The organism is Halomonas sp. BMC6 (assembly GCF_964204995.1).
Classification (GTDB): domain Bacteria; phylum Pseudomonadota; class Gammaproteobacteria; order Pseudomonadales; family Halomonadaceae; genus Vreelandella.
On the sequence record NZ_CAXNSH010000001.1, the window covers coordinates 40,299 to 65,833 of the forward strand.

General features: G+C 57.6%; 24 protein-coding genes, 5 tRNA genes and 2 pseudogenes. 15 read left to right on the forward strand and 16 right to left on the reverse strand.

Annotated features, from left to right (window positions below):
- Positions 1 to 35 precede the first annotated feature (35 nt).
- The 7 genes and pseudogenes from AB6K10_RS00180 to uraH form a co-directional block, all read right to left on the reverse strand.
- Positions 36 to 860, reverse strand: a complete 825-nt coding sequence (locus tag AB6K10_RS00180; RefSeq protein WP_062360626.1) for a bifunctional allantoicase/(S)-ureidoglycine aminohydrolase — start codon at positions 858 to 860, stop codon at positions 36 to 38.
- A gap of 14 nt (positions 861 to 874) precedes the next feature.
- Positions 875 to 1,801 carry an allantoinase PuuE gene (puuE, locus tag AB6K10_RS00185; RefSeq protein WP_062360624.1) on the reverse strand — a complete coding sequence of 309 codons (927 nt, stop codon included), beginning with the start codon at positions 1,799 to 1,801 and terminating at the stop codon, positions 875 to 877.
- A gap of 264 nt (positions 1,802 to 2,065) precedes the next feature.
- Positions 2,066 to 2,782, reverse strand: a complete 717-nt coding sequence (locus AB6K10_RS00190; RefSeq protein ID WP_230834278.1) for a GntR family transcriptional regulator — start codon at positions 2,780 to 2,782, stop codon at positions 2,066 to 2,068.
- Positions 2,783 to 2,806: 24 nt separating this feature from the next.
- Positions 2,807 to 3,553 (reverse strand): annotated as a pseudogene (locus AB6K10_RS00195) (urate hydroxylase PuuD); the annotation flags it as partial.
- A gap of 24 nt (positions 3,554 to 3,577) precedes the next feature.
- Positions 3,578 to 4,696: an ISAs1 family transposase gene (locus AB6K10_RS00200; RefSeq protein WP_339119579.1), complete on the reverse strand. Its 1,119-nt coding sequence runs from the start codon at positions 4,694 to 4,696 to the stop codon at positions 3,578 to 3,580.
- A gap of 100 nt (positions 4,697 to 4,796) precedes the next feature.
- Positions 4,797 to 5,258, reverse strand: a pseudogene (locus AB6K10_RS00205) (urate hydroxylase PuuD); the annotation flags it as partial.
- A gap of 11 nt (positions 5,259 to 5,269) precedes the next feature.
- Entirely contained in the window at positions 5,270 to 5,623 is a 354-nt protein-coding gene (uraH, locus tag AB6K10_RS00210; RefSeq protein ID WP_044628693.1) for a hydroxyisourate hydrolase, read from the reverse strand.
- A 138-nt stretch (positions 5,624 to 5,761) separates the two neighbouring features.
- Here uraH and uraD point away from each other — a divergent pair, with 138 nt between their 5' ends.
- Positions 5,762 to 6,307, forward strand: a complete 546-nt coding sequence (uraD, locus tag AB6K10_RS00215) for a 2-oxo-4-hydroxy-4-carboxy-5-ureidoimidazoline decarboxylase (protein ID WP_044628694.1) — start codon at positions 5,762 to 5,764, stop codon at positions 6,305 to 6,307.
- Between the two features lie 77 nt (positions 6,308 to 6,384).
- On the opposite strand, the gene AB6K10_RS00220 is transcribed toward uraD, so the two are convergent.
- The 3 genes from AB6K10_RS00220 to AB6K10_RS00230 all read right to left on the reverse strand — a co-directional run bounded on the left by AB6K10_RS00220 (position 6,385) and on the right by AB6K10_RS00230 (position 8,378).
- Entirely contained in the window at positions 6,385 to 6,741 is a 357-nt protein-coding gene (locus AB6K10_RS00220; RefSeq protein WP_044628695.1) for a phasin family protein, read from the reverse strand.
- A gap of 176 nt (positions 6,742 to 6,917) precedes the next feature.
- Positions 6,918 to 7,607 carry a glutathione binding-like protein gene (locus AB6K10_RS00225; protein ID WP_044628696.1) on the reverse strand — a complete coding sequence of 230 codons (690 nt, stop codon included), beginning with the start codon at positions 7,605 to 7,607 and terminating at the stop codon, positions 6,918 to 6,920.
- Positions 7,608 to 7,685: 78 nt separating this feature from the next.
- The gene (locus tag AB6K10_RS00230) at positions 7,686 to 8,378 is read right to left on the reverse strand and encodes a glutathione S-transferase family protein (protein ID WP_044628697.1); all 693 of its coding nucleotides are present in this window, start codon (positions 8,376 to 8,378) and stop codon (positions 7,686 to 7,688) included.
- A 363-nt stretch (positions 8,379 to 8,741) separates the two neighbouring features.
- Here AB6K10_RS00230 and AB6K10_RS00235 point away from each other — a divergent pair, with 363 nt between their 5' ends.
- The 5 genes from AB6K10_RS00235 to AB6K10_RS00255 all read left to right on the forward strand — a co-directional run bounded on the left by AB6K10_RS00235 (position 8,742) and on the right by AB6K10_RS00255 (position 14,982).
- Positions 8,742 to 10,433, forward strand: coding sequence for an L-lactate permease (locus tag AB6K10_RS00235; protein ID WP_137093300.1), 1,692 nt, complete (start codon positions 8,742 to 8,744; stop codon positions 10,431 to 10,433).
- 201 nt (positions 10,434 to 10,634) lie between these two features.
- On the forward strand, positions 10,635 to 12,134 hold the full coding sequence (gene glcD / locus AB6K10_RS00240; RefSeq protein WP_058577160.1) for a glycolate oxidase subunit GlcD: 1,500 nt from the start codon (positions 10,635 to 10,637) through the stop codon (positions 12,132 to 12,134).
- 17 nt (positions 12,135 to 12,151) lie between these two features.
- Positions 12,152 to 13,252 carry a glycolate oxidase subunit GlcE gene (gene glcE, locus AB6K10_RS00245; RefSeq protein ID WP_058577159.1) on the forward strand — a complete coding sequence of 367 codons (1,101 nt, stop codon included), beginning with the start codon at positions 12,152 to 12,154 and terminating at the stop codon, positions 13,250 to 13,252.
- Between the two features lie 14 nt (positions 13,253 to 13,266).
- Positions 13,267 to 14,499 carry a glycolate oxidase subunit GlcF gene (glcF, locus tag AB6K10_RS00250; RefSeq protein WP_054640959.1) on the forward strand — a complete coding sequence of 411 codons (1,233 nt, stop codon included), beginning with the start codon at positions 13,267 to 13,269 and terminating at the stop codon, positions 14,497 to 14,499.
- 81 nt (positions 14,500 to 14,580) lie between these two features.
- Positions 14,581 to 14,982, forward strand: a complete 402-nt coding sequence (locus AB6K10_RS00255; RefSeq protein WP_044628702.1) for a heme-binding protein — start codon at positions 14,581 to 14,583, stop codon at positions 14,980 to 14,982.
- A 166-nt stretch (positions 14,983 to 15,148) separates the two neighbouring features.
- On the opposite strand, the gene AB6K10_RS00260 is transcribed toward AB6K10_RS00255, so the two are convergent.
- From AB6K10_RS00260 to AB6K10_RS00285, 6 genes are all read right to left on the reverse strand, one after another.
- A tRNA-Asp gene (locus AB6K10_RS00260) sits at positions 15,149 to 15,225 on the reverse strand.
- 68 nt (positions 15,226 to 15,293) lie between these two features.
- Positions 15,294 to 15,369 (reverse strand) — tRNA-Val (locus tag AB6K10_RS00265).
- Between the two features lie 51 nt (positions 15,370 to 15,420).
- Positions 15,421 to 15,497 (reverse strand) — tRNA-Asp (locus AB6K10_RS00270).
- Between the two features lie 39 nt (positions 15,498 to 15,536).
- Positions 15,537 to 15,613, reverse strand: a tRNA-Asp gene (locus AB6K10_RS00275).
- Positions 15,614 to 15,659: 46 nt separating this feature from the next.
- Positions 15,660 to 15,735 (reverse strand) — tRNA-Val (locus tag AB6K10_RS00280).
- Positions 15,736 to 15,805: 70 nt separating this feature from the next.
- Positions 15,806 to 16,570, reverse strand: a complete 765-nt coding sequence (locus AB6K10_RS00285; RefSeq protein ID WP_228219496.1) for an alpha/beta fold hydrolase — start codon at positions 16,568 to 16,570, stop codon at positions 15,806 to 15,808.
- Positions 16,571 to 16,734: 164 nt separating this feature from the next.
- On the opposite strand from AB6K10_RS00285, the gene ccoN reads away from it, so the two are divergent.
- The 9 genes from ccoN (at position 16,735) to AB6K10_RS00330 (ending at position 25,483) form a co-directional block, all read left to right on the forward strand.
- The gene (gene ccoN, locus AB6K10_RS00290) at positions 16,735 to 18,159 is read left to right on the forward strand and encodes a cytochrome-c oxidase, cbb3-type subunit I (protein ID WP_339117723.1); all 1,425 of its coding nucleotides are present in this window, start codon (positions 16,735 to 16,737) and stop codon (positions 18,157 to 18,159) included.
- Positions 18,160 to 18,178: 19 nt separating this feature from the next.
- Entirely contained in the window at positions 18,179 to 18,787 is a 609-nt protein-coding gene (gene ccoO / locus AB6K10_RS00295) for a cytochrome-c oxidase, cbb3-type subunit II (protein WP_153842519.1), read from the forward strand.
- A gap of 3 nt (positions 18,788 to 18,790) precedes the next feature.
- Positions 18,791 to 19,009 carry a cbb3-type cytochrome c oxidase subunit 3 gene (locus AB6K10_RS00300; protein WP_159343115.1) on the forward strand — a complete coding sequence of 73 codons (219 nt, stop codon included), beginning with the start codon at positions 18,791 to 18,793 and terminating at the stop codon, positions 19,007 to 19,009.
- Positions 19,006 to 19,935, forward strand: a complete 930-nt coding sequence (ccoP, locus tag AB6K10_RS00305) for a cytochrome-c oxidase, cbb3-type subunit III (protein WP_159343116.1) — start codon at positions 19,006 to 19,008, stop codon at positions 19,933 to 19,935. The genes AB6K10_RS00300 and ccoP overlap by 4 nt, the downstream gene beginning before the upstream one ends.
- 225 nt (positions 19,936 to 20,160) lie before the next feature.
- Positions 20,161 to 21,597: a cytochrome c oxidase accessory protein CcoG gene (gene ccoG / locus AB6K10_RS00310; protein ID WP_339117724.1), complete on the forward strand. Its 1,437-nt coding sequence runs from the start codon at positions 20,161 to 20,163 to the stop codon at positions 21,595 to 21,597.
- 7 nt (positions 21,598 to 21,604) lie between these two features.
- On the forward strand, positions 21,605 to 22,129 hold the full coding sequence (locus AB6K10_RS00315) for a FixH family protein (RefSeq protein ID WP_159343118.1): 525 nt from the start codon (positions 21,605 to 21,607) through the stop codon (positions 22,127 to 22,129).
- Positions 22,126 to 24,576, forward strand: a complete 2,451-nt coding sequence (locus AB6K10_RS00320; RefSeq protein ID WP_339117725.1) for a heavy metal translocating P-type ATPase — start codon at positions 22,126 to 22,128, stop codon at positions 24,574 to 24,576. The genes AB6K10_RS00315 and AB6K10_RS00320 overlap by 4 nt, the downstream gene beginning before the upstream one ends.
- Positions 24,573 to 24,791 (forward strand): cbb3-type cytochrome oxidase assembly protein CcoS, encoded by a 219-nt coding sequence (gene ccoS / locus AB6K10_RS00325; RefSeq protein WP_159343120.1) that lies wholly within the window; start codon positions 24,573 to 24,575, stop codon positions 24,789 to 24,791. The genes AB6K10_RS00320 and ccoS overlap by 4 nt, the downstream gene beginning before the upstream one ends.
- Complete coding sequence (locus tag AB6K10_RS00330; protein WP_339117726.1) at positions 24,788 to 25,483, forward strand: sulfite exporter TauE/SafE family protein; 696 nt, start codon at positions 24,788 to 24,790, stop codon at positions 25,481 to 25,483. Before ccoS ends, AB6K10_RS00330 begins: the two co-directional genes overlap by 4 nt.
- Positions 25,484 to 25,535: the final 52 nt, after the last annotated feature.

The following is a 25,535-nucleotide window of genomic DNA, read 5'->3' on the forward strand; positions in this document are numbered from 1 at the left end:
TCCTAACGAGTATTAGTTGTGGTGGGCTTCCCAACTCAGATTTTGAGCGCCGCATGGCGGTTAACGTCTTTGTACAACAGGTAGCGGAACGGGCCAGGGCCACCGGCGTAGCACGCCTGAGGGCAGAAGGCGCGTAGCCACATAAAGTCGCCCGCTTCCACTTCGACCCATTGCTGGTTCAAGTGATACACCGCTTTGCCTTCAAGTACGTAGAGGCCATGTTCCATCACGTGGGTTTCATCAAACGGAATCACGCCACCCGGTTGAAAGGTAACGATATTGACGTGCATATCGTGGCGCACGTCGTTAGGGTCGACAAAACGCGTCGTGGCCCAGCGGCCTTCGGTGCCCGGCATTTCGATCGGCGCGATCTCCTGCTCATTGGTCACGAAGGCTTTGGGCACTTCCAGACCTTCTACATACTCGTAGGCTTTGCGCACCCAGTGGAAACGCACCGGCTCGCGGGTTTCATTGCGCACCTGCCAGTGGCTGCCAGGTGGAATAAACGCGTAGCCACCCGGCCCCATCGTATGGCGCTCACCCGCTAAAGTGAGCGTTAACTCACCCTCCACAATAAACAACACGCCTTCCGCCTGGGGGTCTAGCTCAGGCTTATCGCTACCGCCCTCGGGCTGCACTTCCATGATGTACTGGGAGAAGGTTTCCGCAAATCCCGACAGCGGCCGCGCTAGCACCCACAACCGAGTGCCCTCCCAAAACGGCAGGTTGCTGGTCACGATATCGCGCATCACGCCTTTGGGAATCAGTGCATAGGCTTCGGTAAAAACCGCACGGTCAGCGGTGAGTTGGGTTTGCGGCGGGTGACCGCCGGTGGGGGCGTAGTAAGTCGTTTTATTCATTATGATGCTGCCTTTTAACGAGTCGGTGCCGGATGATGCTCCGCCCAGTGGCGGGCGATATCCACCCGGCGTGCTACCCACACTCGGTCGTGGGCTTCAATATGGTCTAAGAAGCGCTGCAGTGCGCGGAAGCGCCCCGGGCGGCCCAGCAAACGGCAGTGCATACCAATGGAGAGCATTTTCGGCGAATCCTCCCCTTCGGCATACAGTACATCAAAGGCGTCGCGCAGGTAGGTAAAGAAGTGGTCCGCCGTATTGAAACCTTGCGGGGCAGCAAAGCGCATGTCGTTGGTATCTAAGGTGTAAGGCACAATCAGATGGTTATGCTCAGCCCCCTCGCTATCGCTCACCTTGGTCCAGAACGGTAGGTCGTCGCCATAGTAGTCGCTATCGTAAAGGAAACCACCTTCGTCCAGAATTAAACGGCGCGTATTGGGGCTATCGCGCCCGGTGTACCAGCCTTCAGGCTTTTCACCGTACAAGCGCTGGAAGATCTCCATGGCTTTTTGCAGATGTTCGCGCTCGACATGCTCCGGGGTTTCTTGGTAGTGAATCCAACGGTAGCCGTGGCACGCCACTTCATGGCCAAGCTCTTTAAACGCCTGGGCCACGTCCGGGTGGCGCTCTAGCGCCATCGCTACCCCAAATACGGTGAGCGGCAACCCGCGGCGCTCGAACTCGCGCAGAATACGCCACACGCCAGCGCGGGAGCCGTACTCGTAGATGGATTCCATGCTCAGGTGGCGGTCTGGGTAGCTGGCCGCGCCAATAATCTCGGACAAAAACTGCTCCGAGCCTGAATCTCCATGCAGCACGCAGTTCTCGCCGCCCTCCTCATAATTCAGCACAAATTGAACGGCGATCTTGGCCTTGCCTGGCCAGTTAGCGTAGGGCGGCGTGCGGCCATAGCCGATTAAATCGCGAGGGTAATGAGAGGTCATGGACAGGCTCCTTAACAAAGGCAGAGCGTTTTAGTTTGTATACAAAATAGCCATTTTGAACAGCCATCGCAATTCGACTCAGGGCTAATTAGTTGAGATAACGACGATTTTAGGCGTAATAGCGCGCTAACCCATTGAAATCTGAACACTTGGTCAACTCTACGAACGCCAACCCATCCCATGAAAGGGCTTGCGCATCGCAGAAAAGCGCCCTATTTTTGTATACAAGACAGAAAATATTACAGTTAAGCAGATGCGTCGTCGCTAAACACCAAAAATCTGCTGCAGATCCGGTACATTCTCTTCCTCTTCAACCATGGAGAGCGAGGCTTCGATGGCTTTGAGGTGGCGGCTCATAAAGGCTTTGGCGCGTTCGCCGTTGCCGGTTTCCAGGTAGCCAATCAGGTCGTCGTGGTCGTGGGATTCGCAGCCTAGGTGGCCGCGATGGCCGTAGACGGCGAGGATCAGCGAAGAGCGGGAGCAGAGGCGCTCGACGAATTCTGCCAGGGTGGCATTGCCGGAGAGCTGCGCGAGACGCACGTGAAAATCCGCCGAGAGACGAATCGCCACGCTCTGCTGACCGCTGCGTAGGGCTTGGCGCTCTTGGCGGGCCATGTCGCGAAGCTCCGCTGCCGCCGCGGCGTTCATTCGCCTGGCCACATCGGGCATGAGGCCACACTCGATCAGCTGGCGGGCATCGAACACGTCTTTCGCTTCATCGGCGGTGGGGCGCGTCACGCTAGCCCCACGACGCGGGGTGAGCGTAACCAGCTGTTCCAGCGCCAGCCGCTGGAGGATTTTACGAATCCCCGTGCGGCTAATGCCGAATACCTCAGCCAGCGCGTCTTCACGCAGCCGAGCACCAGGCTTGAGCCGCTGCTCGACAATGGCGTCACTCACCGCACGATAAATCGCCTCATGACGCTCGTCGCCCTCTTTGTCAGAAGGCCGCCGTTTTAACGCCGCCTGCGCATCACTCATAGATTCTCCTGTCTGCGACTTTGATCACTCCTCCCAAGCCGCAATGATATCGCGCTCTTCATCACTCATGTTGGTGATATTACCAAGCGGCATATAGCGGCTGCCAACGACCTGCTGGATTTGCGCTTTGTGGCCGAGAATATCTTCCCAGGTATCAAAGGCATAGCCTGCAGGCGGCGCGGAGAAACCGGCATGTTCAGGGTTGCGGGCATGGCACTGGGTGCAGTGCTGTTCAATGAGCCCTGATATCTGCGCTTGCGTGGGCGCTCCGCCAGCGCCTTCTACGGCGGCACGTGGACTGGGCGCGGCCACCCAGAACGCGAGCAAAATCAGCCCAACGCCTACCGCAGGGTAGGCAGGCTGAATTTTACCGGCATGCATCAGTACAAAGAACTGACGAATCAGCGCTCCGGCAAAGATAAACAGCACCATTACCACCCAAGAGAGCTCGTGGGCGTAGATAAATGAGTAGTGATTACTCACCATCAGCAGCACCACGGGGAGCGTGAAGTAGGTGTTGTGCACCGAACGCTGCTTGCCGCGCTTGCCGTCTAGTGGGTTGGGAGCCTCGCCCGCCTTCATGGCTTTCACCATGCGGCGCTGGCCGGGAATGATCCAGAAAAAGACGTTGGCCGACATAGCCGTGGCCATTACCGCGCCGGTGAGCAGAAATGCCGCCCGCCCGGTAAACATCTGGGTGCTTAAGTAGGCCACCACCACCATCATCACCGCTACGGCAATACTCAGCAGTCCATCGCGCTCCATGTTGGGGCCAGGGAAAACGCATGAAAAATTTCATACCGCGAGAATGTCCGCCAGGTAGGTCTCATCCAGCGCGGCTTTCTTCTGTTTCCGCCGGATTCCGCCTTTGAAACGGGTCTCCCCTTTCAAATAATTCAAGGCGATATGCCGAACCCTGGCGAGGTTTTCAGCAGCCTGACCACGGTGAATTTTGCAGACGTCCTCGCGGAGCGCCACGTCCAGAGACCAGTGGAGTTTATTCTCCACGAACCAATGCTGGCGAGCCGCTTCGGCGAGCTTCTTGGCGCTCAGATCGGCAGAGCTGATGTAGTAGCGGATCATCGGGGCTTCTGGCACCTCGTCACCTTCCTGGCGGAAACTCATTACCACGCCCACCGTTTTCAGGCCTGCCCATTCATAGCTAAGCTCCTGAAATTCTTCAGTAACCTCGCTGACAATATGGTATCGGGTCTCTTGCCGGCCACGGCTCTTCTCGTCCGTGACGTACGCATCCCCTTCAAAGTTGACCACCTTGGCCATGGGAAACGCAGCCTCGAAGGCGTCAGCCAAGGCCGGCTGGTTGCCCTTCACCGAGAGTAGGTAATCGGCGCCCTTCTGCAGGACCTGCGTGGCGATCTTCTTCTGGCAGCCCATGGCATCGATTGTTACCAGGCAACCTTGCAGATTCAGCAGCTTGAGTAGCTCGGGAATCGCCGTGATCTCGTTGGACTTCTCCGCCGTCTTGACCTGGCCCAGCACCACGCCATTCGCCGCACTGAAGGCACTGACCATGTGTATCGCACCTTTGCCCCTCCCCCGGCAGTACGACCCACGCAGCGTCTTGCCATCGATGGCCACTACCGCGCCCTCCGTCACATCGTGACAGGCCTTCATCCACTCGGCGAATGCACTTTGCAGCTGCTCGGCATTCACCAAGGCCATGACCCTAGCCAAGGTGTCATGGCTGGGCACACCAGCCTCAAAATCGCCGTACTGACGGAGAAAATCGAGCTTCGCGTGGCCAAAGTCCTCGATTTCGTCCCAACCCTCGGCACCACAGATCACCGCACAGACCGTCAGGAACAGGATATCCGACAGCTGATGCTGCACTTTCCAAGCCTGGCGGAAGTCGGGAACGATCGATAAATGGTGCATAAGCGATGGTGTCAGCATGAGGTCATCCATGAGCAAAAGCCGTTAGATGATCACATTAGCTCCTACTGGTAAAGCGCTACGAAGCCCGTCGTAGAGCGGTTTTTCATACGTTTTCCCTGATGTTGGGGCTGATGCGCTTACATAGCTCGTTATAAACCACCCAGCCGCCTAGCAGGAACCCAAGCGCCAGCAGATTGGCCTGCCAACCGGTAAGGTTAGCCGCCCAGGCCCAGTTGCTGTCCGGGTTCACTAAGTAGAAACCGGGGTTCACCATGTAGAGAATGACGAACAGCGCAAAACCCGATAGCCACGTCGTATAGGCTTTCCAGAACGACCAGTGCAGGTCGTTGGGCAGCTTGGCCGGGGCCGTGGCATATTTCTGGTTATGATAGAAACCGCCACCATGTACAGCCCACATCTCGCCAAAAACACCCTTTTCACGATCTTCAGCGGCTTTGGGAGTGCGCAGGCCGTTATCCAGCATCACGAAGTAGATCGACTCGCCGATCCATGCAATCGCTGCGATCACGTGTAACCAGCGCAGCAGTAGATTCACAAACTCGATGATATACGCTTGCATGCCTAGTCCTCTTAGCTACCACGGTAAGTGGAGTAGCCGTAGGGCGAAAGCAGCAACGGTACATGATAGTGCTGGCTTGCATCGGCCACGCCGAAGCGCAGCGGAATAACGTCTAAAAAGCGCGGTTCAGCGGCTTCTACCCCTTGAGCGCGCAGATAGTCTCCAGCGTGGAACACAAGCTCATACTCGCCTGGCGTTAGCGCATCGCCTTTTAAAATGGGGGCATCGCAGCGGCCATCGCTATTAGTGACGGTGGTGCCTAAATGCTCGCGGCTGCCGTCCGCTAGCCGAAAAACCTCAATGGTAATGCCTTGGCCGGGCTGTCCTTTGGCGGTATCCAGCACGTGGGTAGTTAAGCGTCCCATCGTCACTCCTTACATTGGCGGGGTTGTTGGTGTTATGGATGGAGGGTATGTGTAGGGCTTGACCTATTGGTCAAAGAGTACCGTTGATGCTATTTATTGTATACAGCATTTCCCTTTTCGCACGCCTGGAGAGTTTTTGTGCCGACCGCTACCCCACTCACGCTATTCCCTGCCCCCAGCCAGTGCAGCCTGGAAGACTTCGTTTCCCACTATGGCGATGTGTATGAGCACTCGCCCTGGGTGGCAGAGGCTGCTTGGCAGCAGGGCTTGCGTCCAGAACATGACACCCCTGACGCACTGGCCGAACTGATGGGTTTGATGCTGCGACAGGCAACGCCCGAGCAGCAGATTGCCGTTATTCGGGCCCACCCCGATCTAGCGGGTAAGGCCGCACTGGCGGGAGAATTGACGCACGACTCCACCAGCGAGCAGGCAGGCGCAGGGCTCGACCAGTGCTCGCCCGAGGAATTTGCCCACTTTGAGCAGCTCAACGCGGCCTATAAAGAGAAATTTGGCTTTCCGTTCGTCATTGCGGTGAAAGGGCTGAACCGCTACGACATCCTCGCGGCATTCGAAGAGCGTTTGGAGAACGGCTTGGCCCAAGAGCGTGAAACCGCGATTCAACAAATTATTCGTATTGCACGCTTCCGGCTTCGGGCCCGTGCTGACGAAGCATCACGGTAATCTTTGCGTCATCTCGACAAAAATGCCGCGCCCAGATTCGGTTCTGGGCGCGGCATTTTTTCACTCAAGCGGGATAATTACTGCTTGGCAGTCTCTACCGCTTTCTTGGTCGTTTCTTCGGCCATTTTCTGGCTGTCTTGCATGAAGCCCTGGCTGATAGAAGTGACTTTTTCAGAGTCGCCTTTCATGCGCTCCATCAGATCGGCAGCAGTTTTTTGCTGGCTCTCCATCGCCTTCTTGAAGCTATCTGCATCTTTCACATCTAGCCAAGTACGCGCTTGGGAAATGGTCATATCAGAGTAAGCGCGAGCCGCATCAATTTGGGCGCTGACCAGTTGCTCATAATAATCCAACGCTGCGAGCGTATAAGAGCGCATCGGTGATACAAAAACGGAGTCAAACTGCTGGTTGGTTTTCTCTGTAGCCTTGTTCATTACGCAATCTCCTTGGGTTAGCTAGCGAATCGGCATACCCAGCAGGTGGCCGATGGTTGGCAATGACTGTATTACACCCAAGCTAGCAGCGCTTTTTGTGCAGCGCAACATGATTTTTTCATCATGCTGCATGCTCAGCTTATCTAACGCTCACCGAACATAACGCAACGGCTTTTTTAACGGTTACCGAACAGGTGCTTACGGGCTTCATCATCCATAACAACGCCTGCTTGCGGGTTAATATCCTCGACTAATGCGTACGCTTTTCGTACAGCAGGACGTTGCGATACCTCTTCAAACCAGCGTTCAAGATCGGGGAACTCTTCCAAGGTTTGACGCTGCTTCTCCCAGGGCACAATCCAGGGGTAGATCGCCATATCCGCAATGGAGTAGCGGTCGCCGCCAACATAATGCTGCTGAGAGAGTCGTTGATCCAGCACGCTGTAGAGCCGGTTGGTCTCGCGTACATAGCGCTCTATGGCGTACTCAATTTTCTGCGGTGCGTAGTGGCAAAAGTGATGGTTCTGGCCCGCCATAGGGCCAAGCCCACCCACCTGCCAGTGCAGCCACTGCAGTACCACATAGCGTTCTCGCCCTTCTGCTGGCAGAAATTGCCCTGTCTTATCGGCGAGATATTCAAGAATCGCACCTGACTCAAACAGCGCCATCGGCTGGCCGCCGTCTTGGGGGGAGTGGTCAACAATGGCGGGAATGCGGTTATTAGGAGCAATGGTTAGAAACTCAGGGTCAAACTGCTCGCCGCGGCCAATGTTAACGGGCTTAACACGGTAAGCCAGCTTTGCCTCTTCAAGCATGATGGAGATTTTATGGCCATTCGGGGTTGTCCAGTAATACAGGTCAATCATTGCCATCTCCTTTCACACTAACGGACTACGCCGTTAGTGTTGCCTGTGGGTGTAAGGCGGCCATGGCCGCCTTACCTGTTATAGATCACGAATCGTCATGGCTTGGCCAGCAGCTGCATCATGCACCTCTAGCATACGCGCAAACCACGCTGCTACAGGGTCACTTTCTTCCACGAGCGGCTCGGTAGAAACGGTATAGGCCCACATCATGCTGCCAAACAGCAAGTAATCCGCACCACTGGGCGTTTCACCATCCAAAAATAGGCTCTCTTTCAGTTGAGCGCTTACCGGTACCAGTGCCTGTTTAAGCTGCTGACGCCCCTGCTCCGGATTGCTGACGGCTTCTAAGGTAGCGCCAAAACGCGCCTCCCGGGTTTTACGGAAGTAAGCGCGGTCATCAGGGTGAATCGCCTCTAGGAGATCCAACACCACAATCTTGAACAGCGCAGGCGTAATGCTTCGCTCTACCAGCTGTTTAAAAAACATCACGCGCTGAAGGCTTACACCCTCGCCCAGCACCGGGGCTTCGGGGTAGGCGCGGTCCAGATAGCGCATGATCTCGAAGCTATCGGTCACTACCGTGTCGCCATCGGTCAACACGGGTACTTTGTCGTAGTTGGCAAACGCCAGCGCCTCTTTTTCTTGGAAACGCCAGGCTACTGTTGTGTAGTCCAACCCTTTATGGGCAAGCGCCATACGTACCCGCCAGCAATAAGGCGAAAAGCGTAGGCGCTCATCACGGCCGCACAGGTCATAAAGTGTTATTGCCATATTGTTAGTTCTCCTTTTTTACAGGGGTCAATCCGCCACCTACAGTGAGTCTAAGTGGTTAGCGACACAAGCGACGTTCGTAACCCACCGCGCGAAGGCCTGCTGCACTGTCTATTAGTCTAATGACTGTTGCTGTATTAACACTCTGATACAATGTTTAAAACATCTTAAAAACAACACGTTAAATTAAAACGACCGCTTAAATTATGCTCAAAACGGCCCACGTCAACTGGTAAGACCAATTTTCCAATGTAGTCATTCTGCCCGCCTAACCGTATCTTTCACGCTGACCCAACTATCATTGAAATGACACGTTGGCTTTCGCGGAGCATACCAAATCAATAACAAGGGGCCGTTCCTCCCATGAATGAAACTATACTCGCTCTACTGGCATTTCTGCCGCTATTGCTGGCTGGGATTTTGCTCATAGGCTTTAAACTTCCTGCCAAAATAGCGATGCCGATTGTCTTCCTTACGGCAGCCATTATTGGTCTAACCGCATGGGATATGTCGTTTAGCCGCGTAGCGGCATCCACTGTACAGGGCCTCATCCAAACTGCTGGCCTGCTGTGGATTATCTTCGGCGCTATCTTGCTGCTCAACACGCTAAAGCACTCGGGCGGTATTACTGCCATTCGTAACGGCTTTTCGGGCATTAGCCCAGACCGTCGCGTACAGGCGCTGATTGTTGCTTGGCTGTTTGGCTGCTTCATCGAAGGCGCGTCCGGTTTCGGTACGCCCGCTGCCGTGGCAGCGCCACTAATGGTAGCGCTGGGCTTCCCGGCTCTGGCGGCGGTGGTCGTGGGTATGATGATCCAATCCACGCCAGTGTCGTTTGGCGCCGTGGGTACGCCTGTTGTGGTGGGTGTGGGTAGCGGCTTAAACCGTGCCGACATTACCGCGCAGCTAGAAGCGAACGGCTCTACTTGGGACGTGTTTTTCCAGCAGGTGACCAGTTCGGTGGCGATCACCCACGGTATCGTGGGTATTTTGATGCCGCTAATCCTCGTACTGGTAATGGTGCGCTTCTTCGGTGCCAACCGCTCTTGGAAAGAGGGGCTCTCGATTGCACCATTCGCCATCTTCACGGGTATCTCTTTCGTGGTGCCTTACATGCTGGTGGGCGTGCTGCTTGGGCCGGAATTCCCTTCCATGATTGGCGCGATGGTGGGCTTAGCGATTGTGGTGCCTGCTGCACGTAAAGGCTTCCTGCTGCCCAAAGATACCTGGGACTTCCCAGAATCGACCGCTTGGCCGGATGAGTGGATCGGCAACCTGCAAATCAAGCTTGACGATGTGGCCGGTAAAGCACCGATGTCGACCTTTAAAGGTTGGGTGCCTTACGTACTGCTCGCTCTGTTCCTGGTAGCCTCACGCACCATCGAGCCGCTCAAAGCTGCGTTAACCTCCATCAACCTGAACTGGGCCAATATCTTTGGCGAAGCAGGCGTGAGCGGTGGCATCCAGCCTCTCTACCTGCCCGGCGGTATCATCCTAGCGGTCGTGCTGGTGACTTACTTCCTGCACCGCATGAACCCGCGCCAGCTAAGCGCTGCAGTATCCGAGTCGACCAAAACCATTTTTGGTGCGGGCTTCGTACTGATCTTCACTGTGCCGATGGTACGTATCCTGATCAACTCCGGCGTCAACGGCGCGGATCTGGTCTCGATGCCCGTCATGATGGCGCAAGCGGTGGCTAACGGTGTGGGCGGCATCTACCCGTTCTTTGCCCCCGCGGTGGGGGCCATGGGCGCCTTTATTGCAGGCTCCAACACGGTGTCTAACCTGATGCTGGCGGAGTTCCAGTTTAGCGTGGCCGAAACGCTTGGGCTCTCCACGGCGATGATGGTCGCACTGCAAGCCGTGGGTGCTGCCGCAGGTAACATGATCGCAATTCACAACGTGGTGGCAGCATCAGCGACCGTTGGTCTCTTGGGACGCGAAGGTACTACCATTCGTAAAACGATCATCCCAACCATCTACTACCTGGTATTCGCTGGCGTTATCGCGATGATTGCGTTTTATGTTTTAGGGGTGACAGATCCGTTGATGTAAAAAAGTAGCTTCACCTCACGGTAGGAACGGCTGGGTAGCCCTAGGGCTACCCAGCACTATATTAAAAAGATGTATTTTACCTGACCGACCACTCCTAAAGCACTTTATGAAAAACAATTCCAAAACTACTCATACGTTATGGAAGTATTTTCCATAAAGTGATTAGATAGCCATCTATCCTCCTCATCCATAGGAGTTAACATGAATATCCTTTTCGACGAGCGCCTCGATGGCGAGCTTGTCCACCGTGATAAAGCTGACGTACTCAGCGACCTGCAAGGCGCTGTCCCCTCTTTGACGCTATTGCATCGTGAGGAGGATTTACGTCCTTTCGAGTGCGATGGCCTCGCCGCCTATCGCGTGCTGCCCATGTTGGTGGCCCTGCCGGAAACGTTGGAACAGGTCGAGGGCCTGTTAAAGCGCTGCCATGCACTGGGCGTACCCGTGGTGACCCGGGGCGCAGGCACCGGCCTTTCCGGCGGCGCACTGCCGCTTGAGCAGGGCGTGCTGCTGGTTATGTCGCGGTTCAACCAAATTATTACCGTTGACCCCGACGCGCGCATTGCCCGCGTTCAGCCTGGGGTGCGCAACCTTGCCATTTCCGAGGCGGCCGCCCCTTACGGGCTCTACTACGCCCCCGACCCCTCCTCACAAATTGCCTGCTCGATTGGCGGCAACGTCGCCGAAAATGCCGGCGGCGTGCACTGCCTGAAGTACGGCCTCACCGTGCATAACGTCATGCGGGTGGATGTGCTGACCATTGAAGGCGAGCACATGACGCTGGGCTCTGAAGCCCTGGATGCCCCCGGTTTCGACCTTCTGGCTTTGATGAACGGTTCAGAAGGCATGCTTGGGGTGGTCACGGAAATCACCGTGAAGCTGCTGCCCAAGCCACAAACCGCCAAGGTATTGATGGCCAGCTTCGATGATGTGGAAAAAGCGGGCCGCGCGGTGGGCGATATCATTGCCGCAGGCATTATCCCCGGTGGCCTGGAAATGATGGATAAGCTCGCCATCAAAGCGGCGGAAGATTTCATCAAGGCAGGCTACCCCGTGGAGGCCGAAGCCATTCTGCTCTGTGAGCTGGATGGTGTGGAAGCCGACGTGGACGACGACTGCGAGACCGTGCGCCGCGTACTGGAAAAGGCCGGAGCCACTAACATTCAACAGGCGCGGGACGAAGCCGAGCGCGCCAAGTTCTGGGCCGGACGCAAGAATGCCTTCCCTGCCGTAGGCCGCATGTCGCCGGACTACTACTGCATGGATGGCACGATTCCCCGCCGCGAGCTGCCGCGCGTGTTGAAAGGCATTGCCGCACTTTCAGAAGAGAGCGGCCTGCCCGTGGCCAACGTCTTCCACGCGGGTGACGGCAATATGCACCCGCTGATCCTATTCGATGCCAACAAAGAGGGTCAGCTTGCCCTGGCGGAAGACGTAGGCGGCAAGATCCTGGAGCTGTGCGTGGCCGCCGGTGGCTCGATTACTGGCGAGCATGGCGTTGGGCGCGAAAAAATCAACCAGATGTGCAGCCAGTTCCAGCCCGATGAGCTGACGGTCTTCCACGCGCTAAAAGCGGCGTTCGACCCCAAACGGCTGCTCAACCCAGGGAAAAATATTCCCACCCTGGCGCGCTGTGCCGAATTTGGCGCGATGCATGTGCATAACAACGAGTTACCGCATCCAGAACTGCCACGCTTCTGATGCTATAAGGATCGACCATGACCGAACTAGCGATACACGCTGCCGACCGAGATATCGCCAATGAGCTGTGCGAACAGGTGCGCAGCGCCTACCACGACCGCACCCCGCTACGCATTGTAGCGGGCAACACCCGGGCCTTTTATGGCCGCCCGGTGGAAGGCACGGAACTCAATGTCGCAGCGCATAGCGGCATCGTCTCTTACGACCCTATCGAACTCGTCGTCACGGTACGGGCAGGCACCCGCCTGAGCGCGCTGAACGCGGCACTGGCAGAAAAACATCAAATGCTGCCTTTCGAGCCACCGATCTTTGGCGACGCCAGCACCATTGGCGGCGCGGTGGCCACCGGCATGTCCGGCCCTCGCCGCCCTTGGGCAGGTGCCGCACGGGATTTCGTGCTGGGCACCCGGGTGATCACCCAGGAAGGCAAACTGCTGCGCTTTGGCGGCGAAGTCATGAAAAACGTGGCCGGCTATGACCTGTCCCGCATGATGGCAGGTGCCCAGGGCACGCTGGGCGTGCTGGCCGATATCTCGTTTAAGGTGCTGCCCATACCCACCGCCAGCCACAGCCTGCGCCTTGAAATGAGCTTGCAAGATGCCTTAGCGAAGCTCTCTGAGCTTGGCCGCCAGCCGCTGCCTATTACCGCTGCGGCATGGCACGCAGGTGAGCTGTTTATTCGGCTGGAAGGGGGTGAAAGCTCCGTCAAGGCCACGAAAGAGCGCCTAGGCGGTGAAGAACTGTCTGCGGATTTCTGGCAACAGCTGCGTGACCAGCAGCATGGCTTTTTCAGCCTCAATGAAGGGCAAGCACTGTGGCGCCTCTCGCTACCGCCCCATACCCCAGCGCTAGAGCTCGCCGTTGATGAAAGCGATATCTTCTATGATTGGGGCGGCAGCCAACGCTGGGTGAAAACCGCACTACCCGCAGACACGCTGCGCGATGCATGCCAGAAGGCCGGTGGCCACGCTACCTGCTACACCCCGCATGCCCAAGGGGGCGCGGAGTCACCGTTTACTCCGCTGAATGCTGTGGTCGAGAAGTACCACCGCAACCTGAAGGCCGAGCTGGATGCCCACGGCATTTTCAACCCTGGTCGTCTTTATGCGGCATTTTAATCAGGAGAGCTGACATGCAGACGCACTTTACCGATGCCGACCGCCAAAAACCGCATATTCAGGAAGCCGAGCGCATTCTACGTACCTGTGTGCACTGTGGCTTTTGTAACGCCACCTGCCCCACTTACCAGCTACTGGGCGATGAGCGAGACGGGCCTCGCGGGCGTATCTACTTGATGAAAGAGCTGCTGGAGAGCCGCGATGACGATGACCAAGTCACCGAAGAGACTCGCCTGCACCTAGACCGCTGCCTAACCTGCCGCAACTGCGAAACCACCTGCCCCTCCGGCGTGGAGTATCACAAGCTGCTGGATATTGGCCGTGCGGAAATCGACCGTCGTGTGCCGCGTTCAGCGGCAGAACGCGCTCAGCGCTATGCGCTGCGCAAAATGCTGGTCGACCCGAAACGCTTCAAAGCGCTGCTGGCCCTGGGGCAAACCTTCAAGCCTCTAGTGCCCGGCAAACTGCGTAGCAAAATGCCGCCCGCACCGGTCGATGCAGGCCAGCGACCCGACAGCCAGCGCCATGCCCGCAAGGTGCTGATCCTGGAAGGCTGCGTGCAGCCAGGCCTGTCGCCCAACACCAATGCAGCCACGGCGCGCCTGCTTGACCGTCTGGGCATTAGCGTCACACCGATTAGTGAAGCTGGCTGCTGTGGTGCTATCGACTTTCACCTCAATGCCCAAGAGGCGGGCCGCGAGCGGATGCGCGCCAATATTGATGCCTGGTGGCCGCAAATCGAGCAGGGCGCGGAAGCCATCGTGCAAACCGCCAGCGGCTGCGGCGCCTTCGTCAAAGAGTATGCCGACATGCTCAAGGACGACCCCGCCTACGCTGAAAAGGCCAAAAAAGTCAGCGCACTGGCAAAGGATATCGTCGAAATACTGCGCGACGAGCCGCTGGAAGCGCTGCAGCTTAAAGAGCACCAGCGTTTAGCGTTCCACTGCCCCTGCACGCTGCAGCACGCCCAGAAGCTCAACGGCGCAGTGGAAGGCGTGCTTAGCAAACTCGGCTTTGCACTCACGCCCGTGAAAGATGCCCACCTGTGCTGCGGCTCGGCAGGCACCTACTCGGTCACACAGCCAGAGCTCGCCACTCAGCTGCGCGATAACAAGCTGAATGCGCTAGAAGCAGGCAACCCTGAGGTGATTGTGACCGCCAACATCGGCTGTCAGACCCATCTCGCCAGCGCCAACCGCACGCCGGTACGCCACTGGGTAGAAGTCGTAGACGCTGCCCTGGTATAACCCTGTACACTCGCTGCGCTTTCACAACGTATTAACGGTTGGGCGCAGCGCTTTAATCCCTATGATAAGAAGGATCCTTTGATGCAAACCAAAGCTGTTTTAGGCCAAGCCGACGTTATCCAAGTCCTCGACGCCGCACAGAAAGAAGCTGACAACAACAGCTGGCCGGTCACCATCGCCGTCACCGACGATGGCGGCCACCTGCTGGCACTGCGCCGTTTAGACGGTGCTGCCCCGTTCAGCGCCGATGTCGCTACCCAAAAAGCGCGTAGCGCGGCCCTGGGTCGTAAAGAGACCCAAGTGTTTGAAGAGATGATTAACGGTGGCCGCACGGCGTTTGTCTCTGCGCCGCTACAGGGTCTGCTATCTGGCGGCGTGCCGATCATCGTGGATGGTCAAGTCGTCGGCGCTGTTGGCATCTCTGGCGTCAAGCCAGATCAAGACGTGCAAATTGCCAAAGCAGGCGTCAGCGCAATCGCCTAACGCTTCCATAGCAAGTAACAAAAGCAAGTAACAGCGCCGTGCAGCTCATTGACTGCACGGTGCTGTTAGCGTGTTATGTACGCGCAATAAAAAAGCCCGAATCTATGATTCGGGCTTTTTTGGAATTTTTTCGGCTTTATCTTAATGACTGCCGACAGGTGCTTAATGGCGGACCGGACGAGACTCGAACTCGCGACCTCCGGCGTGACAGGCCGGCATTCTAACCGACTGAACTACCGGTCCACTGTAAGACACATAACCATTCAACAGACAATTTAAGCGGTTCAGAGGCGCATAAATGTGAAACTGAATGGTGGGTGGTACTGGGTTCGAACCAGTGACCCCCAGCTTGTAAGGCTGGTGCTCTCCCAACTGAGCTAACCACCCGGGATATTGAAAGCTTATCGCTTATCAATATAACTACTTATTAAGTTATCGTGGCGGACCGGACGAGACTCGAACTCGCGACCTCCGGCGTGACAGGCCGGCATTCTAACCGACTGAACTACCGGTCCGAATAGCGATAACTTAGCGCATGCAAATAAACATAATGATGGCGGACCGGACGAGACTCGAACTCGCGACCTCCGGCGTGACAGGCCGGCATTCTAACCAACTGAACTACCGGTCCGCATATACATCAGTTACCGCATCACGTTTCCAGGGCACCAAATCAATGGTGGGTGGTACTGGGTTCGAACCAGTGACCCCCAGCTTGTAAGGCTGGTGCTCTCCCAACTGAGCTAACCACCCGCTGGTCACGTGGCGCTGCATTCTACAGAAGCCTGTTGGAATGTCAACACGTTGTGTTTAAATTTTTGATTTAAACCAGCGTGCTGCACGTTCTCGCGGCAACCGCTAACTGAGCGCGGACGAAGGATGCCGCAACTATGGCTGCTTCGTCAATCAAAACTTGCTGATTTACTCCAGAACTTCGTCGTGGCTTAAAATCATGGTCGCCATCGGTTAGCCAATGAACGTGTAGGGAGTCAGGTAAAGCGTAGTGGGCCACCTCATCACGAGAGCCAAACGGATCACGCTCACCTTGCAGAATCAGCATAGGCATAGAGATGTCAGGAAAATGATCGGTGCGAAGGGAGTCGGGCTTTTTGGGTGGGTGAAACGGATAGCCTGCCGCAATGACACCTGCGACACCTGCACAGCGATGCTGGCTGGCAAAGAGCGATGCCACACGCCCGCCCATGGATTTACCCCCAACCCACAAAGGCGAACCACTGCTTGACGCCAGCAGGGCATACCAAGCGGCAAAGTGTTCCAGCGTTTTCTTGACGGGAGGCGGAGGCCGGCGCTTTGCTTCCTCGCTCATCTGCTGCATATAGGGGAAATCGATCGCCCACACTTGTAGCCTCTTGCTGGCCAGCATCGCGGCAAATTGCCGCATAAACTCGGATAGGTGGCCTGCCCCGGCGCCATGAGCTAGCAGAATTCGCCCCAGCTCAGGGATGCCCGAGACGCTCACCGGGCCAACCCCCTCCACGAGAAACCGCTGAACAGCGGGGCTGGCGGTGCGTTCACGCAACGCCTCTGGGGTGATGGCCTCAAACCCAAGATCAGCGTAATAGGACACCCAGCCCTCCTAATAATTCAACGTTACATCCATTGGCGTGTTCAGCTTAGGGCGCGGCTGCGATAGAATCTAGGCCGGATCTTGACCTGCATCATCAAGCGGGTGGCCGCATCCGTGCAAAATGCCACGGGTTACCCCCTAACCGCGTTCGATGGGAACATGAAATGAGCACAGCATTGGAACACCCGACCTACAATTACAAGGTAGTTCGGCAGTTCGCGATTATGACCGTTGTGTGGGGCATTGTAGGTATGGCGCTTGGCGTTATCCTTGCCTCCCAACTGGTCTGGCCGCAGCTGAACCTCGGCCTACCTTGGACTAGCTTCGGGCGCCTGCGTCCGTTACATACTAACGCCGTTATCTTCGCCTTTGGTGGCTCAGCGCTTTTTGCGACGTCCTACTACGTCGTACAGCGGACCTGTCAGACACGGCTGTTCTCTGACAAGCTCGCAGCGTTTACCTTTTGGGGGTGGCAAGCGGTCATCCTGTCTGCAGTAGTAACGTTGCCGCTGGGCTACACCACTACTAAAGAGTACGCAGAGCTTGAGTGGCCGATCAATATACTGCTGGCAGTAGTATGGATCAGCTATGCGATCGTCTTCTTAATGACGATTAAGAAACGCACCACGTCGCACATTTATGTGGCGAACTGGTTCTTTGCTGCGTTTATTCTGACCGTTGCCGTTCTACACATTGTTAATAACGCCGCACTTCCCGTCACGCCTATGTACTCCACCTCGATTTACGCAGGTGCTGTCGACGCCATGGTGCAGTGGTGGTATGGCCATAATGCGGTCGGCTTCTTCTTGACCGCAGGTTTCTTGGGCATGATGTACTACTTCGTACCGAAGCAGGCAGAGCGTCCGATCTACTCCTACCGTCTGTCTATCGTCCACTTCTGGGCGTTGATCATGATCTACATGTGGGCAGGTCCTCACCACCTGCACTACACCGCGCTACCCAACTGGGCGCAGTCACTGGGTATGATTATGTCGATCATTCTGCTGGCACCTTCCTGGGGTGGCATGATCAACGGCATGATGACCCTGTCAGGCGCTTGGCATAAGCTGCGCACCGACCCAACGCTGCGCTTCCTGGTAGTAGCTCTGTCGTTCTACGGCATGTCGACCTTTGAAGGCCCGATGATGGCGATCAAGACCGTCAACGCGCTTTCCCACTACACCGACTGGACCATTGGTCACGTTCACTCAGGTGCGCTTGGCTGGGTCGCGATGATTACCATCGGCTCCATGTACCACCTGATTCCACGCGTCTTTGGTCGTACCGAAATGTACTCCGTAAATCTGATCGCCGTGCACTTCTGGCTGGCGACCATCGGTACCGTGCTTTACATCGCAGCGATGTGGGTCAACGGCATCATGCAAGGCTTGATGTGGCGCGCCATCAACGCTGACGGCACGCTGATGTACACCTTCGTGGAATCGGTTGAAGCCAGTGGCCCCGGCTACTTCGTGCGCATGGTGGGCGGCCTCTTCTGGGTAACCGGCATGCTCCTGATGGCCTTCAACGTGTACATGACCGTGAAGCGCCGCGAAGCCATTGGCCTCACTGCGCCGCAAGCCGCTTAAACCGGGGAAGTTAAGACCAATGAAACACGAGATTGTCGAAAAGAACGTTGGCCTACTCGCCGTGTTGATCCTGGTTGTGATCAGCTTTGCCGGTTTGGCCGAAGTCGTTCCGCTGTTCTTTCAAAAGCAGACCACCGAGCCGGTCGAAGGGCTTCGCCCCTTGACTGCGCTCGAACTGGAAGGCCGCGATATCTATCGCCGTGAAGGCTGCGTTGGCTGTCACTCGCAGATGGTGCGCCCCTTCCGTGCAGAAACCGAGCGCTATGGCCACTACAACGTAGCGGGCGAACAGGTATACGAGCACAACTTCCTGTGGGGTTCCAAGCGTACCGGGCCTGACCTGGCGCGTGTAGGCGGCCGCTACAGCGATGATTGGCACCGTGCCCACCTGTACAACCCGCGCGATGTCGTGCCGGAATCGATCATGCCAGCCTACCCCTGGCTGTTTGAGCGTACCCTCGACGGCGAAGCCACACCGGATAAAATGCGCACCCTGCGTCAGCTCGGCGTGCCCTATACCGATGAGGACATCGCCAACGCGACCGCTGACGTACGCGGCACCCAGGAAATCACTGCCCTGGTCGCCTACTTGCAACAGCTAGGAACCGTGCTCGAGGGCACACGTTAAGTTATGGATACGGGAACTTTCCGCGGCCTGATCACGCTGATTTTGATCTTCGCTTTCATTGGCATCTTTTTCTGGGCCTACTCGAAGCGACGCAAACCAGATTTTGACGAAGCGGCCAACCTGCCCTTCGCCGACGATGATGAGCAGCCGACCCGTGATAAGCATGCTTCGACCGAAGACGAAGCGGATTCCCGCCACGACAGGGGAGATAAGAATAGATGAATAATTTATGGGGTGACTCCCTATCCAGCTTCTGGAGCGCCTGGATTATCGTCATCACACTGGGCACGATCGCGCTGAGCGTTTGGATTTTGTTAGCCAACCGCCGCACCGATAAAACGCCCGATGCCGATGGCAATGTCGAGACCACTGGCCACGCGGCGGATGGTATCGAAGAGTATGACAATCCGCTGCCGCAGTGGTGGTTCAAGCTCTTCATCCTTACCGTGGTGTTTGCCCTCGGCTACTTGGTGCTCTACCCAGGTCTGGGTAACTACGCCGGCATCCTGGGCTGGTCTCAGGAGAGCCAGTGGGAAGAGGAAGTGGCCGACGCGGAAGACCGCTTCACGCCGATCTTTGCCCAGTACCAGGAAGTGCCGATTCCAGACCTCGCGCAGGATGCCGAAGCCATGCAGGTGGCAGAGCGTATCTTCTTGAACAACTGCGCCGTATGTCATGGCTCGAATGCCCAGGGCGGCTACGGCTTCCCCAACCTGACCGACGACGACTGGCTCTACGGGGGCGAACCCGAAAACATTCTGACCACGCTGAACAATGGCCGTAACGGTCTGATGCCGTCCTGGCAGCAGCTCGGTGAGAACAATATCGAAAACCTGACTCAGTACGTACTGTCGCTCTCCGGCGAAGAGCATGACGCCGAGCGTGCTGCCAGCGGTGAAAGCACCTTCCTGGCTGCCTGTGCGGCGTGTCACACGCCCAGCGGCACGGGGAACACCGCTCTTGGTGCGCCGAACCTGACCGACGACGTGTGGCTCTATCTGGCACCCGGCCAGAGCGTGGACGACTCCATTCGCCAAACGCTGCGTAACGGTCGTAACGGCCACATGCCTGCCCAGGCTGCGTACATCGGTGAAGAGCGCGTTCACCTCGTGGCCGCTTACGTGTACAGCCTACGTTTCAACGACTAACCCCGTTGATAGGCGTTTTAACGCCAGCGTGTACGAAGGGGTGCGGTTACATACCGCACCCTTTCTACATCCAGCATCCGCTCAGCCACCCGGCTATCCGTTACACTATTGTTTAACAATGTGTGTATAGCGATTCGACATACAGCGACGCGATCTCCTTCACCAATGAAGGTTGCGTGAGCCAGGCTATCGTCCACTCCTGCCTATTGAGCTGCGATCACCGCCATGGAAAAAATACCTAGCCACGATATTACGCCGCCAACCGTTGGGCACCACACGCCGGGAGACACCACCACGCAAGAGATGTACGCCAAGCGGCGGCATATCTACGTGCGGGAGATCAAAGGGCTGTTTCAAAAGGTACGACGCAGCGCGAACTGGGCGCTAATGATGGGCTTCTTTTTGCTCCCCTGGCTGAACTGGGGCGACCGCCCTGCCGTGTGGTTTGATCTACCGGGCCGTGAATTCCACATTTTTTCGGCCACGTTCTACCCGCAGGAGTTCATCCTTCTCTCGTGGCTGCTGATCATTTGCGCCTTTGGACTGTTTTTCATCACCGTGTTTGCGGGGCGTGTCTGGTGTGGCTACACCTGCCCGCAGAGCGTTTGGACATTTTTATTCATTTGGCTTGAGCACCGCATCGAAGGCTCGCGCAATCAGCGCATAAAGCTGGATAACCAGCCGATGACTGCCAACAAAGCCTGGCGCAAGGGAGCAAAACACGCTGCCTGGCTGCTGATTGCCCTGGCCACCGGCGTGACGTTCGTCGGCTACTTTACGCCGATTCGTGACCTGGTCCAGGAGCTTCCCACGCTAGAAGCCCATGGCTGGTCCTATTTTTGGGTAGGTTTCTTTTTAGTTTTTACCTACCTCAACGCCGGCTGGCTGCGTGAGCAGGTGTGCATTTACATGTGCCCCTATGCTCGCTTCCAGTCGGTGATGTTCGATCGCGATACGCTGATCGTTTCTTACGACGACGCCCGCGGCGAACCCCGCGGCCACCGCAAGAAATCGCTCAGCCATGCCGAGGTCCGAGAAGCGGGCCTGGGTGACTGTATCGACTGCGAGCTGTGTGTCCAGGTCTGCCCGACCGGCATCGATATCCGCGACGGGCTGCAGTACGAATGCATTACCTGCGCCGCCTGTATCGATGCCTGCGATAGCGTAATGGATAAAATGGGCTACCCCAGAGGGCTGATTCGCTACACCACCGAGAACGCCCTGGAAGGTAAAAAGAGCCACATTCTGCGCCCGCGCTTGATCGGCTATTTCGTGGCACTGGTGGTGATGGTGGCGACCTTTGCCTGGGCCGTGAACGACCGCACACCGCTAACCTTCGATGCCGAACGCGAGCGTACCCAGCTCTATCAAGTCACTCGCGATGGCCAGATAAGCAACGTCTACAGCCTCACCGTGCGCAACCTGGACACGCAGGACCATACCTATGCGATTAGCGCAGCCGGGCTGCCCAACCTGCAGTTGGATAACACCGCGCTACGCGTTCCCGCCGGTGAGTCGCGCATTCAGGTGATCACCGTGCTGGCGGACCCTGAGACCTTGAGCGAACCCAGCCACGCCATCACCTTCACGCTGCAGGCGCAGCAAGACGAGCAGATTCGTCAGACCCGCGAAGCGCGGTTCTTGAGTGATATTAGGAGATAAACGCGTCATGTCCGACACCCCGATTCCGCCTTGGTACAAACAGTTCTGGCCGTGGTTCCTGCTCGGGCTACTGTTTTCGTCCATTCTGTTCAGCATTGGCTTTGCGGTCATGTCGATCAAAAGCTACGACGGCATGGTGGTTCAAGAGGATTACTACGAGCACGGCAAAGCCATCAACATGGTGCTGGCGAAGCAGGAGCGCGCGCGTGAACTCAATTTGAGCGCCGACCTTCGCATCGACCCGCTGACGAGTGATATCGTCATCGACCTTGCAGGCGATGTTCGCCCGGACAAACTTTATCTGGACCTCATCTTCCCCACCGAAGATGACCGAGACCAATCCTTCGTACTGGAGCACGTCCGGGAAGGCCGCTACATCACCCAAGGGCCGGATAATCTGCGCTACCGCTGGTACCTTCAAATTCAGCCCGAGCAAGGTGATGACGCCGATTGGCGGCTGATCGGCGAAGCCCGCTTCCCGAATGAAGAGAGCGTTGCTCTACTGCCCGGAGGGCGCTCAGAAAGCGAATGAGCACGAACGCGCTAAGCTGCTACCACTGCGGCAGCCCGGTGCCCGACGGCGCACCGTGGCAAATCGTGGTGGACGACACGCCCCACTCATTGTGTTGCCCCGGCTGTGAAGCCGTGGCACACGCCATCGTCGACGGCGGGTTAGAGAGTTACTACCGCTATCGCACCGAACTGCCCGAGCGCCCCGACGAACGTCAAGCCGCCAAAGCGGAGACCTGGTCGGTGTTCGACGATCCAGGGCTGCAGGCGCAGTTCGTTCACCCAGACGGCGATGAGGGCCACGTCAGGGCAACGCTGGCCGTAGAAGGGATTACCTGTGCCGCCTGCGCGTGGCTCATCGAGCACCGCTTGAACGCGCTTGAAGGCGTTGTCTCCAGCGCAGTCAACCTGACCCATCACCGCCTACGCGTCGCTTGGGACCCTAACGTCATCAAGCTCTCCCAGCTCTTCGCCGAGCTCGCCGCCATTGGCTACGATGCGCAGCCCTACGAGCCGGACCATGCCCAAATGCGCTTGCAGCATGAAGAGCGCATGAACGTACGCCGCTTGATCGTGGCGGCGGTGGGGATGATGCAGGTCATGATGTTCTCCATCCCCATTTACGTCTCGGGGCCTGGGGAACTCAGTGAGGACTTCTTTGCGCTGTTTCATTGGCTCTCGTTCGCGCTGGCCACGCCGGTGGTGTTCTTTTCGGCGCTGCCCTTCTTCCGTAACGCCCTGCGCGATCTCAAAACCGGCGTACTAGGGATGGATGTGCCTGTTTCATTAGCCATTGGTGGCGCGTATTTCGCCAGCAGCTACGCGGTGCTGTTTAACGTGGGTGAGGTCTATTTTGACTCGGTCGCCATGTTTACCTTCTTCCTACTGTTTGGCCGCTACGTAGAAGGGCGCGCTAGTCGACGCAGCGGCCATAGCGGTAATGCCTTAAGTGGCGTGCTGCCGGTCTCTGCTACACGGCTGGAAGCTGACGGCAGCGAACGCATTCTGCCCGCTAGCGAGCTTGCCCCCGGCGACCGCGTACTTATCAAGCCCGGCCACGGCGTCCCCGCCGACGGTATTATCGAAGATGGCGAGTCTAGCCTGGACGAGTCGATGCTGACCGGCGAGTACCTGCCCGTCACCCACCGTGTGGGCGAACAGGTGGTAGGTGGCAGCCAAAACATGGAGAATCCGCTCACGGTGCGGGTGACTCATGCAGGCCACCATGCACGCGTGGCGGGCATCGTCGATTTGACCGACCGCGCCTTTGCCAGTCGGCCGCGCTTGGCGCAAATGGCGGCGCGCATGGCGCACCTGTTCGTACTGCGCCTGCTGGTGGTCACCGCCTGTGTCACCGTGGCGTGGTGGTTTATCGACCCTTCCCGCATGCTCTGGGTGCTACTCTCCGTCCTAGTAGTCACCTGCCCATGCGCGCTGGCACTCGCCACTCCCACGGCACTCACGGCAGGGCATGGGCAACTGCGCCAGCGCGGGGTGCTGATTACCCGTGCCGACGCCATCGAGTCGCTCTCTAACGTCACGCGAGTGATTTTTGACAAAACCGGCACGCTCACCCGGGGCGAGATGCAGCTCACCCAAACCTGCCCGTTAACAGCCCAGAGTAGTGAACAGCTGCGCGCTATTGCCGCCGCGCTGGAAGCCCACTCCGAGCACCCCATTGCCCGCGCGTTTCGGCCGTTTCGGGACGCCACGCTCCAGGCGCGCCAAGTCAAAAGCGTGACGGGAAGCGGACTAGAAGGCGTGCTGAACGGTGCCACATGGCGCTTGGGCAAGCCCGATTTTGCAACGACGGAACCACTCACGCCGCCCGGCAGCGGCCAATGGCTGCTGCTCAGCGAAAATGACGCGCCGCGGGCGTGGTTCAAACTGCACGACGGGATTCGAGACGATGCTGCCCACACCGTGGCCGCCCTGCAGGCACGAGGGCTCACCGTGGAGCTACTGTCTGGAGATACCCAGGAAGCGGTGGAGAGCTTGGCAGAGCAGCTCAATATTGCCACGTGGCACGCAGGCAAGTCACCGGAAGGCAAGCTCGAACGGCTGCGTGAGCTGCAGGCGCAGGGCGAACGTGTGGTCATGATTGGCGATGGTATCAACGATGTGCCGGTGCTCGCCGGTGCCGATGTGGCCATTGCCATGAACGGAGCCACCGACTTGGCACGCACTCGGGCCGACGCGGTCTTGCTCAGCCCACGCTTAATGCGTATTTTCGAGGCCATTGAAATCGCCAGCGCCACGCGACGCATCATGCGCCAGAACATGATCTGGTCAGTGTGCTACAACTTCTCCGCGCTGCCCCTGGCTGCGATGGGGCTAGTCCCGCCGTGGTTGGCGGCGATTGGCATGTCGCTAAGTTCGCTGGTCGTGGTGGGCAATGCGTTACGCCTCACGCGCTGGCGTACCTCACCCGCTCCCCAGCTAGCCCCAGCCACACCGGTGACCGTATGACGATTCTCTATCTGCTGATTCCGCTGTCGCTGATTCTGTTAGGGCTGGCGGTGTGGGCGTTCTTCTGGGCCGTGAAGAATGACCAGTTCGACGACCTAGAAGGCCCCGCCCACCGCATCCTGTTCGATGACGATGAGAACGACTTCACCCCCGAGCAGCGCGCCGAACGCAAACAAGCCGCCAAGCCACCCCGCGATCGCGAGCCACCGCCATGAACCCCACGGGTCTGGATCTGCCGCCGCTCATGGCGGCGTTCGTATTTGGCCTGATGGGCGGGGCTCACTGCATTGGCATGTGCGGCGGCATCATGAGCGCCCTTACCTTCGCCGTGCCGCCCAGCATGCGCCACCCGGCTCGCATGGGCGGACTGCTGCTCAGTTATAACGTGGGCCGCATTTTGAGCTACATGACGGCAGGGGCCTTGGCAGCCACGCTCGGCACCCTGGTCTCGCTCTCGCCGCAGGCGCGTATCGCGCTGCAGGTCGTCGCGGCGGTGATGCTGATCCTAATGGCGCTGTATATCGCCAACTGGTGGAAAGGGCTATTGAAAGTCGAAGCCGTGGGGCGCAGGCTATGGCGCTTCATCGAACCCGTCGGGCGGCGTTTGATGCCCGTAGTTCACCTGCCGCAAGCCTTTGCACTCGGCGCCCTGTGGGGCTGGCTGCCTTGCGGGCTGGTGTACTCGATGCTCGCCTGGAGCTTGGCCATTGCCGACCCGATACAAGGGGCGTTATTGATGGGTGCCTTTGGCTTGGGCACCCTGCCCGCACTGCTGGCCACGGGCCTTGCGGCGCGCCAACTAAGTCAGCTCATCCGCCATCCCGCCACGCGTAGCCTCGCCGCACTGACCATTATCGGCTTTGCCTTGTGGCAGCTCTGGGCACTTCTCTTTCCCACCGGGCATTGAACACAACGACGGCTATTGCGCCGTTGCTTGATATAGCTCAACCCTTTGCGTG

Bases quoted from the DNA above. Each gene is read 5' to 3' on its own strand.
- AB6K10_RS00180 (WP_062360626.1), bottom strand. From the start codon at position 860: ATGAATAAAACGACTTACTACGCCCCCACCGGCGGTCACCCGCCGCAA.
- AB6K10_RS00200 (WP_339119579.1), bottom strand. From the start codon at position 4,696: ATGCTGACACCATCGCTTATGCACCATTTATCGATCGTTCCCGACTTC.
- AB6K10_RS00225 (WP_044628696.1), bottom strand. From the start codon at position 7,607: ATGATTGACCTGTATTACTGGACAACCCCGAATGGCCATAAAATCTCC.
- glcD (WP_058577160.1), top strand. From the start codon at position 10,635: ATGAATATCCTTTTCGACGAGCGCCTCGATGGCGAGCTTGTCCACCGT.
- AB6K10_RS00255 (WP_044628702.1), top strand. From the start codon at position 14,581: ATGCAAACCAAAGCTGTTTTAGGCCAAGCCGACGTTATCCAAGTCCTC.
- AB6K10_RS00315 (WP_159343118.1), top strand. From the start codon at position 21,605: ATGTCCGACACCCCGATTCCGCCTTGGTACAAACAGTTCTGGCCGTGG.
- ccoG (WP_339117724.1), top strand. From the start codon at position 20,161: ATGGAAAAAATACCTAGCCACGATATTACGCCGCCAACCGTTGGGCAC.
- puuE (WP_062360624.1), bottom strand. From the start codon at position 1,801: ATGACCTCTCATTACCCTCGCGATTTAATCGGCTATGGCCGCACGCCG.
- AB6K10_RS00220 (WP_044628695.1), bottom strand. From the start codon at position 6,741: ATGAACAAGGCTACAGAGAAAACCAACCAGCAGTTTGACTCCGTTTTT.
- glcE (WP_058577159.1), top strand. From the start codon at position 12,152: ATGACCGAACTAGCGATACACGCTGCCGACCGAGATATCGCCAATGAG.
- glcF (WP_054640959.1), top strand. From the start codon at position 13,267: ATGCAGACGCACTTTACCGATGCCGACCGCCAAAAACCGCATATTCAG.
- ccoO (WP_153842519.1), top strand. From the start codon at position 18,179: ATGAAACACGAGATTGTCGAAAAGAACGTTGGCCTACTCGCCGTGTTG.
- AB6K10_RS00190 (WP_230834278.1), bottom strand. From the start codon at position 2,782: ATGAGTGATGCGCAGGCGGCGTTAAAACGGCGGCCTTCTGACAAAGAG.
- uraH (WP_044628693.1), bottom strand. From the start codon at position 5,623: ATGGGACGCTTAACTACCCACGTGCTGGATACCGCCAAAGGACAGCCC.
- AB6K10_RS00330 (WP_339117726.1), top strand. From the start codon at position 24,788: ATGAACCCCACGGGTCTGGATCTGCCGCCGCTCATGGCGGCGTTCGTA.
- AB6K10_RS00235 (WP_137093300.1), top strand. From the start codon at position 8,742: ATGAATGAAACTATACTCGCTCTACTGGCATTTCTGCCGCTATTGCTG.
- AB6K10_RS00230 (WP_044628697.1), bottom strand. From the start codon at position 8,378: ATGGCAATAACACTTTATGACCTGTGCGGCCGTGATGAGCGCCTACGC.
- ccoN (WP_339117723.1), top strand. From the start codon at position 16,735: ATGAGCACAGCATTGGAACACCCGACCTACAATTACAAGGTAGTTCGG.
- AB6K10_RS00300 (WP_159343115.1), top strand. From the start codon at position 18,791: ATGGATACGGGAACTTTCCGCGGCCTGATCACGCTGATTTTGATCTTC.
- ccoS (WP_159343120.1), top strand. From the start codon at position 24,573: ATGACGATTCTCTATCTGCTGATTCCGCTGTCGCTGATTCTGTTAGGG.
- ccoP (WP_159343116.1), top strand. From the start codon at position 19,006: ATGAATAATTTATGGGGTGACTCCCTATCCAGCTTCTGGAGCGCCTGG.
- AB6K10_RS00320 (WP_339117725.1), top strand. From the start codon at position 22,126: ATGAGCACGAACGCGCTAAGCTGCTACCACTGCGGCAGCCCGGTGCCC.